This is a genomic window from Bacteriovorax sp. DB6_IX (genome assembly GCF_000447775.1).
Classification (GTDB): Bacteria; Bdellovibrionota; Bacteriovoracia; order Bacteriovoracales; family Bacteriovoracaceae; genus Halobacteriovorax_A.
The window spans coordinates 1-7318 of the sequence record NZ_AUNJ01000098.1; the positions used below are offsets into that span (position 1 = coordinate 1).

Here is a 7318-nt window from a genome sequence, read left to right on the forward strand (position 1 = left end):
TATAATGGAATCTTAAAATCATACGATATTCACTTTGATACTCTACTTCTAAGAAAAATCATTGAAGATTCAGACATTACATCTGAAACATTAAAAGATGCTTCAAAACTAGAAACTGAATTAAAGAAGTTAACTGAATATTTTAAAACAAAAGAAGCAGAAACATTAAGAGAATATTCTTTTGATGTTGTTGAAGATACGGTTCACCAAACTAAGCAAGTTAAAATAACTGTAAAAACAACAGCGAGAACAAAGAAGTTTAAACTTGGTACAAACTTCCTAGATTCTCCTGAGTTTGCTGATCTTCTTAATACATATGATGGTATTAAAAAGTATATGACTTCACACTTTGCAGTTTCAAAAGAAAAAGGTGAAACAGTTGAGTATGAAAGCCTACAAGCGTTTGCTGATTTTATTATCGCAGACGGAAAGCAAGGAGCATATATCCAACGTTACAAGGGTCTTGGAGAAATGAACCCTGAGCAACTTTGGGAGACAACGATGAATCCAGAAAATAGATCACTACTTCAAGTACAAGTAGAAGATTCTATCGAAGCAGATTCAGTATTCTCTGTTCTTATGGGTGACCAAGTAGAACCACGTAGAGAATTCGTTGAGCAAAATGCACTTAATGCTAGAAACCTTGATGTTTAAGGAAAAACAAAATGACTGATGAGACAAATGCCCCACAAAATAATGGAAATGTTGCGACAATTGGAATTCGCGACGAAATGAAAAATTGTTACCTAGATTACGCAATGTCTGTAATCGTAGGTCGTGCACTTCCAGACGTAAGAGATGGTCTAAAGCCAGTACACAGAAGAGTACTTTATGCAATGAACTCTCTTGGGAACTATCACAATAAACCATTTTTAAAGTCTGCCCGTGTTGTTGGTGACGTAATTGGTAAGTATCACCCACACGGTGACTCTGCTGTTTATAATACAATCGTTAGACTTGCTCAGGATTTCTCAATGAGATATCCACTTGTAGATGGTCAAGGAAACTTTGGTTCTATTGATGGTGATAACGCTGCGGCGATGAGGTACACGGAAATCAGAATGAAGAAGCTTTCTGAAGAAATGCTACGTGACCTTGATAAAGAAACAGTTGATTGGCAACCGAACTATGATGATTCTTTAAAAGAGCCAAAAGTTCTTCCAACTAAAGTCCCTACTCTATTAGTAAATGGATCTGCAGGTATTGCAGTTGGGATGGCAACAAATATTCCACCACATAACTTAACTGAAATCATGACGGCACTAATCTCTCTTACAGATAATAGAGATATGACGATCAATGACTTAATGGAAATTGTTCCAGGTCCAGATTTCCCAACAGCAGGTTCTATTCATGGAACTGAAGGGATTAAGTCTGCTTATCATACTGGTAAAGGTGTTATTCAAACTAGAGCTAAGATTGATGTAGAGGCTTATGGAAAATCTCAAGACAGAGAGAGAATCGTAATTACTGAACTTCCATATCAGGTCAACAAAGCAAAGCTAATTGAAAAATTGCAAGCCTTGTTAATGAAAAATCACTAACAGGTATCTCTGATATTAGAGACGAGTCTTCAAGAGAAGGTATTAGAATTGCAATTGATCTTAAAAGAGGTGAAATTGCTAACGTAATTATTAATAAGCTATATAAGCAAACTGCACTTCAGTCTTCTTTTGGTATTATCTTCTTATCTATTGTAAATGGATCACCTAAAGTTCTAAATCTTAAAGAACAGCTAGAATGTTTCATTGATCACAGACGTGAAGTTGTTATTAGAAGAACAGTTTATGAGTTAAAGAAAGCAAAAGAAAAAGCACATATCTTAGAAGGTTTAAAAGTTGCTGTTGAAAATATTGATGCAGTAGTTGAACTTATTAAGAAATCTGAGGGACCTGCGGATGCTAAGTCGAAATTAATGTCGACTTATGAATTATCTCCAATTCAAGCGCAAGCAATTCTAGATATGAGACTTCAACGTCTTACTGGTCTAGAAAGAGATAAGATTATTGCTGATTACGAAGCTATCATGGCAGAGATTGCACGTTTAGAAGAAATTCTAAATAGCGAAGATCTAATCAAAGGAATCATTAAAGATGAGTTCACAGAAATCGTTGAAAAGTACGGTGATGAAAGAAGAACTGATATTGTTGCTAAAGCTGATGAAATTCAACTTGAAGATCTCGTTAAGCAAGAAGAAGTTATCGTTACTATCACGCATAAAGGTTATGTTAAAAGAATGCCAGTAGACACTTACCGTACGCAGAAGCGTGGAGGTAAAGGTGTTAAAGGAGCTGCTAACGATGATGATTTCTTCACAAATATCTTTACGGCCAATACACACGATACACTTCTCTTCTTTACTTCAAGAGGACAAGTATTCTCTAAGAAAGTTTATACAATTCCTGAGGGAACTAGAACTTCTAAAGGACGTAACTTAGCAAATCTAATTGCAATTCCAGGCGGAGATAAAGTTACTGAAATTATCTGTGTTCCAAAAGGTGAAGAAAAAACAGCTGATGGAAATGAGAAATATCTAATTTTCGCAACTAATAAAGGTCTTGTTAAAAAATCTTCATTAGAAGATTACTCTAATATTAAACAGTCTGGTCTTAAAGCTATTAAACTTCAAGATGGTGACCATATTGTTAACGTTAGAATTTCTGATGGTTCGAAAGACGTACTACTTTGTTCTTCATCAGGTAAGATTATTAGATTTGCTGAATCTGATGCAAGACCAATGGGTAGAGTATCTCAAGGTGTTAAAGGTATTAATATCGATGAGACAGAGAAAATCATTGGGATGGAACTTATCGACGATACAATGGAGATCTTATCTGTAACTGAAAAAGGTTATGGTAAGAGAACTCAAGCTAGCCAATACCGTAAACAAACACGTGGCGGGAAAGGTATCCTAGCAATGAGATTGACTGATAAGAATGGTGAAATTATCCAAATTAAACCAGTTACTGATAAAGACGACTTGATGGTTGTAACAGACAGAGGACAAGTAATTAGAACTAAAATCTCTGGTATCTCATTGATGGGACGTGCAACTCAAGGTGTAAGAATTCTTACTCCGAAAGAAGATGAAAAAGTTGTTTCAGTAGAAAAAATTCTTGATCCTGAAGATGATGGATCTGAAGAAACATCAGGAACTGATGAATAAAATCAAATATCTTAGGGCCGGCTTACTGCTGGCCCTAATTCTTCTCAATAGTGCATGCGACTTTACTCCTAGAATTCATCAACAAATTCTAATTGCACAAACCTATATTACAAACCAAGAGTACACAAAAGCAGTAAAACAATATCATGAGATTTTGGAAGAGATTCCACCACAAGATATTAGAATTAAAATTTACTATCAGCTAGGTGAACTTTATGCAATTTCGCTTGGGGAGTATAGAAAAGGAATTCATTATTACGAGAAGATTCGTGAATTAACAAATGATCCAATCTGGCTCGTTAAAACACAGGAACGTGTTGGAGAAATCGCCTATACCTATATTAAAGATTATAAAAAAAGTGAGGATATTTATAAGGAACTCATTTCTTTTAGGCCTAAGCTTAATAATTATGATCTCTATGAATATAGATATGTCTCTACACTTGTAAATCAAAACAAATTCATAGAAGCAGAAAAGAACCTTATTCCACTTCAAAATTCTCCCAATCACAAATTCCATACAGATGCATTCTATCTTTATGGACAACTTTATTTTCATAATAAGGATTGGCAAAAGTCTGTTTCCTACTTGAGGGAATATATTAAGAGAGAGAAAAGAAGAGATAAGATTGTTAAAGCCAAATTTCTTATGGGTAATGCCTATGAGACTATGGAGAGGCTCAAATTAGCCTATAATATCTATTACTCAATCTTGGGTGAGTATCCGAACACAAAAGTGATTCAGCAGCGTTTAAAGAGCGTTTATGAGCGCAGAATTTCAAGGAGACGCTAGTGTTTGATAAAAAATGGATCAAACCAATGGCCCTTGCTATGAGTCTCCCCTCATCTGCCTTAATGACAGCATGGTTCTTGTGGACACTTGTTGAAAAACAAGTTATTTCAAAAAACACAGCAATATTTATCTTTCTCGCAATTGTGGGAAATATTCTAATTTCGATGGTTGTCTATGCACTTAAGAGCTCTGGAAAAAATAAATAGTAAGGTTTTTCTTACACTATCAATACCGCCTACGGCCGTATGTCTTTACTTGTCCAAATATCCTGAAGAATGGATTGCAGTTTTAACGGTATATGCAGCAACTATTGTTTATTTAGTTATGTTCTCAGAAGCTATCTATGAACTTACTGCGCCGTATCAAGAAGAGGGCTACAAATCGAATAAAGGAAAACTGGCTTTCCTTTTTATAGGAAAGATAGTGATTTTGATTTCTGCCATAATATTTGGTGTACAAATTATGGGAAGTAGGATAATAATACCCGTATTAAACTATTTTGTTCATATATTTGTGCTGGGCGCAAGCCTTAGCATGAAGAAAAAATAATACTTTATAAAGGTATCAAATGAAAAAAATCGCTTTGATTCTATCTTCACTAGTAACTGCTAACGCTTTTGCTGCTGGTGGTTTCACATGGATGGGTGTAATTGCTCACAAATTTCACCTTCACTTTCCAACTTACATTCTAACAACTGGACTTGTAGCGACTCTACTCATTGTTGTAGGTCTAATCTACAGAGCTAAAATCTCAAAGCTTTCAGTTGAAAATAGAGTCATTCCTGATAAAGGAATCACTCTTAGAAATCTTGTAGAGGCTTACGGAAGTTTTATCTACACTCAATGTAATGCTGTACTAGGTGAAAAAGATGCACCAAAGTATTTCAAATTCATTGCATTTCTATTCATTACAATTTTTATTTCAAACGTAATTGGACTAATTCCAGGTTTCTTACCTCCAACAGAATACATCAATACAACTCTTGCTCTTGGTGTACTTTCTTTCGTTTACTACAACATCAAAGGTTGTAAAGAACTTGGAACTATGAATTACCTAGCCCACTTTGCTGGACCACTATGGTATATGGCGATCTTAATTTTCCCAATTGAGATCCTATCAAATATGATTAGACCTTTATCTCTAGCTCTTCGTCTAAGAGGTAACATGATGGGTGACCACCACGTACTTACAACATTCCTTAACCTTGAAATACTAGGTGTAAATGTTGGTGCTCTTGGTGCTGCACTTCCATTCTATATTCTTGGTCTACTAGTTTGTTTTATTCAAGCATACGTATTTACAATGTTATCAATGGTTTATATTAGTCTTGCTACTGCTCACCACGATCATGATGAGCATCACGCACACTAAGATAAACTAAAACTTAATCGTCGTTATTTACGACAGGAGATTTTTATGGAAAATGTTACAACTTGGACAGCTAACACAGCTGCAATTAAGTACATGTTTTACTTCCTAGCTATGGCTGTAGCTGCTTTCGGTGGAACTGCTGCTCAATCAAGAGCTGCTTCTGTTGCTCTAGAAGGTATCGCAAGAAACCCATCTGCTGCTGACAAGATTCAAACTCCAATGATTCTTGGTCTTGCACTTATGGAATCACTTGTAATCTTCGTTCTTATCTCTGTATTCCTTGCAGGATAATTCTGAATTACAAAATTCAAAAGTAATGAAGGAGGCTTTGGCCTCCTTTTTTTATATTTAAGAGTGATTAAGAATTCTTAGGGTTCTTTATTAAATAAATATTTCTAAGATAAATGAAAATATTAAGAAAACTTGCCAGAAGAAATATTGGGTCTTTAATGTGGTAAGAATAGACTAAGAGTAAGAGACTTCCTGAAATTGATAAGTACCAAAAGATAGTAGGAACAACACTCTTGCCAGCTTTTTCAGATGCCAACCATTGAACTATAAATCTTGAGAAGAATAAGCCTTGACCAGCGAATCCAATAAGAATCCAAGGGTCTTTAAATTTATCTATTAATTGATCAATCATGCATAAAAGATAGGTCTGCTAATGTGGCTTGTCAAAATGAAAAGATGCTTTTGAGAATAAAAAAAGTTAGTATATATACATGAAAATATTAGTTACAGGTATTGCGGGCTTTGTAGGATTCTATACTGCTAAAAAAGCGGTTGATCTGGGTTATGAGGTTGTCGGAATAGATAATCTTAATAATTATTATCAGGTTTCACTAAAAGAAGATAGGTTAAAAGAATTAGGTTTAAGCTCTAATGATTCTATAAGTGATAAATACGAAAAGCTTTCATTTAGAAAAATTAATTTATCAGATGATTTAAAAATGGCTCAACTTTTTTCTGAAGAAAAATTTGATATCGTTTATCATCTTGCAGCTCAAGCTGGTGTAAGATATTCAATTGAAAACCCACATACTTATATGAAATCTAATGCAGAAGGTTTTCTAAATGTTCTGGAGGGATGCAGGCATAATAATGTAAAACATCTTATCTATGCATCTTCTTCATCTGTGTATGGTGTAAATAAATCTGTTCCATTTAAAACTACCGACCCTGTGGATCACCCTGTTAGTTTATATGCAGCAACTAAAAGAGCAAATGAACTTATGGCCCACACATATTCACATCTTTATGGGATACCAACTACAGGTCTAAGATATTTTACTGTTTATGGACCATGGGGGAGGCCAGACATGGCACCTTTTTTATTCACTGATGCTGTAATGAATGATAAGCCAATTAAGGTCTTCAATAATGGTGAAATGCAAAGAGATTTTACTTATGTAGAAGATATAGTTGAAGCACAGATGCGACTAATTGATAAGATTCCTGAGTCTGGAGGAGAAACTTCGGCACCAAATACTTCTCACGCACCGTACAGGATTTATAATATTGGTAATTCAAGCCCAGTAAATCTAATGGAATTTATCGAAACGATAGAGAAGCACACAGGTAAAACAGCAGAAAAAGTTATGCAACCAATGCAGCCAGGTGATGTTCCTAGAACATACGCTGATGTTGAAGATTTATTTGAATTAGTAGATTTTAGACCAGCTACTTCGCTAGATGAGGGAATAAAGAATTTCGTTGATTGGTATAAAACATATTATAAAAAATAGGATCCTAATGCATAATCTTATAAAAGCTGCTCTTATAATTCTCATCATTGGTCTTTTTAATTCAATAAGCTTGATGGCCGTCTTTCATATTTTGATGATTATACCAATTGTTTATTTCATATATAAACGAGGATTAAAAGATCTACCAAATAGTACATTTGCTTTACTCGCCTTTTGTATAGTTGCAGCGACATCTGTTATTTTCAATCAAGATGTTATTAACAATGGATATAAGAATATTT

At 34.6% G+C, this 7318-nt stretch carries 9 protein-coding genes and 2 pseudogenes; 10 read left to right on the forward strand and 1 reads right to left on the reverse strand.

Annotated features, from left to right (window positions below; translation table 11 throughout):
- The 8 genes and pseudogenes from M901_RS17380 to M901_RS03170 form a co-directional block, all read left to right on the forward strand.
- A pseudogene (locus tag M901_RS17380) lies at nucleotides 1-654 on the forward strand (DNA gyrase subunit B); the annotation flags it as partial.
- Nucleotides 655-836: 182 nt separating this feature from the next.
- Nucleotides 837-2041, forward strand: a pseudogene (locus M901_RS18320) (DNA gyrase subunit A); the annotation flags it as partial.
- Between the two features lie 195 nt (nucleotides 2042-2236).
- The gene (locus M901_RS18325; RefSeq protein WP_369793746.1) at nucleotides 2237-3166 is read left to right on the forward strand and encodes a DNA gyrase C-terminal beta-propeller domain-containing protein; all 930 of its coding nucleotides are present in this window, start codon (nucleotides 2237-2239) and stop codon (nucleotides 3164-3166) included.
- On the forward strand, nucleotides 3132-3959 hold the full coding sequence (locus M901_RS03150; RefSeq protein WP_198295332.1) for a lipopolysaccharide assembly protein LapB: 828 nt from the start codon (nucleotides 3132-3134) through the stop codon (nucleotides 3957-3959). Before M901_RS18325 ends, M901_RS03150 begins: the two co-directional genes overlap by 35 nt.
- Entirely contained in the window at nucleotides 3959-4165 is a 207-nt protein-coding gene (locus M901_RS03155; RefSeq protein ID WP_021276731.1) for a hypothetical protein, read from the forward strand. The genes M901_RS03150 and M901_RS03155 overlap by 1 nt, the downstream gene beginning before the upstream one ends.
- Complete coding sequence (locus M901_RS03160; RefSeq protein ID WP_034719951.1) at nucleotides 4134-4508, forward strand: hypothetical protein; 375 nt, start codon at nucleotides 4134-4136, stop codon at nucleotides 4506-4508. Before M901_RS03155 ends, M901_RS03160 begins: the two co-directional genes overlap by 32 nt.
- Nucleotides 4509-4527: 19 nt before the next feature.
- Complete coding sequence (gene atpB / locus M901_RS03165) at nucleotides 4528-5331, forward strand: F0F1 ATP synthase subunit A (protein WP_021276723.1); 804 nt, start codon at nucleotides 4528-4530, stop codon at nucleotides 5329-5331.
- Nucleotides 5332-5376: 45 nt separating this feature from the next.
- The gene (locus M901_RS03170; protein ID WP_021276732.1) at nucleotides 5377-5622 is read left to right on the forward strand and encodes an ATP synthase F0 subunit C; all 246 of its coding nucleotides are present in this window, start codon (nucleotides 5377-5379) and stop codon (nucleotides 5620-5622) included.
- A 67-nt stretch (nucleotides 5623-5689) separates the two neighbouring features.
- Here the strand turns inward: M901_RS03170 and M901_RS03175 are convergent, their stop codons facing one another.
- Nucleotides 5690-5974, reverse strand: coding sequence for a lipid-A-disaccharide synthase N-terminal domain-containing protein (locus M901_RS03175; RefSeq protein WP_021276730.1), 285 nt, complete (start codon nucleotides 5972-5974; stop codon nucleotides 5690-5692).
- A 79-nt stretch (nucleotides 5975-6053) separates the two neighbouring features.
- Between M901_RS03175 and M901_RS03180 the strand changes: the two genes are divergently transcribed.
- On the forward strand, nucleotides 6054-7076 hold the full coding sequence (locus tag M901_RS03180; RefSeq protein WP_021276727.1) for an NAD-dependent epimerase: 1023 nt from the start codon (nucleotides 6054-6056) through the stop codon (nucleotides 7074-7076).
- 7 nt (nucleotides 7077-7083) lie between these two features.
- A partial coding sequence (locus M901_RS17950) for a hypothetical protein (protein ID WP_021276726.1) occupies nucleotides 7084-7318 on the forward strand: 235 nt, incomplete at its 3' end.

Coding starts and splice junctions, on each gene's coding strand:
- atpB (WP_021276723.1), top strand. CDS start 4,528: ATGAAAAAAATCGCTTTGATTCTATCTTCACTAGTAACTGCTAACGCT.
- M901_RS03170 (WP_021276732.1), top strand. CDS start 5,377: ATGGAAAATGTTACAACTTGGACAGCTAACACAGCTGCAATTAAGTAC.
- M901_RS03160 (WP_034719951.1), top strand. CDS start 4,134: ATGCACTTAAGAGCTCTGGAAAAAATAAATAGTAAGGTTTTTCTTACA.
- M901_RS03175 (WP_021276730.1), bottom strand. CDS start 5,974: ATGATTGATCAATTAATAGATAAATTTAAAGACCCTTGGATTCTTATT.
- M901_RS03180 (WP_021276727.1), top strand. CDS start 6,054: ATGAAAATATTAGTTACAGGTATTGCGGGCTTTGTAGGATTCTATACT.
- M901_RS18325 (WP_369793746.1), top strand. CDS start 2,237: ATGCCAGTAGACACTTACCGTACGCAGAAGCGTGGAGGTAAAGGTGTT.
- M901_RS03150 (WP_198295332.1), top strand. CDS start 3,132: ATGGATCTGAAGAAACATCAGGAACTGATGAATAAAATCAAATATCTT.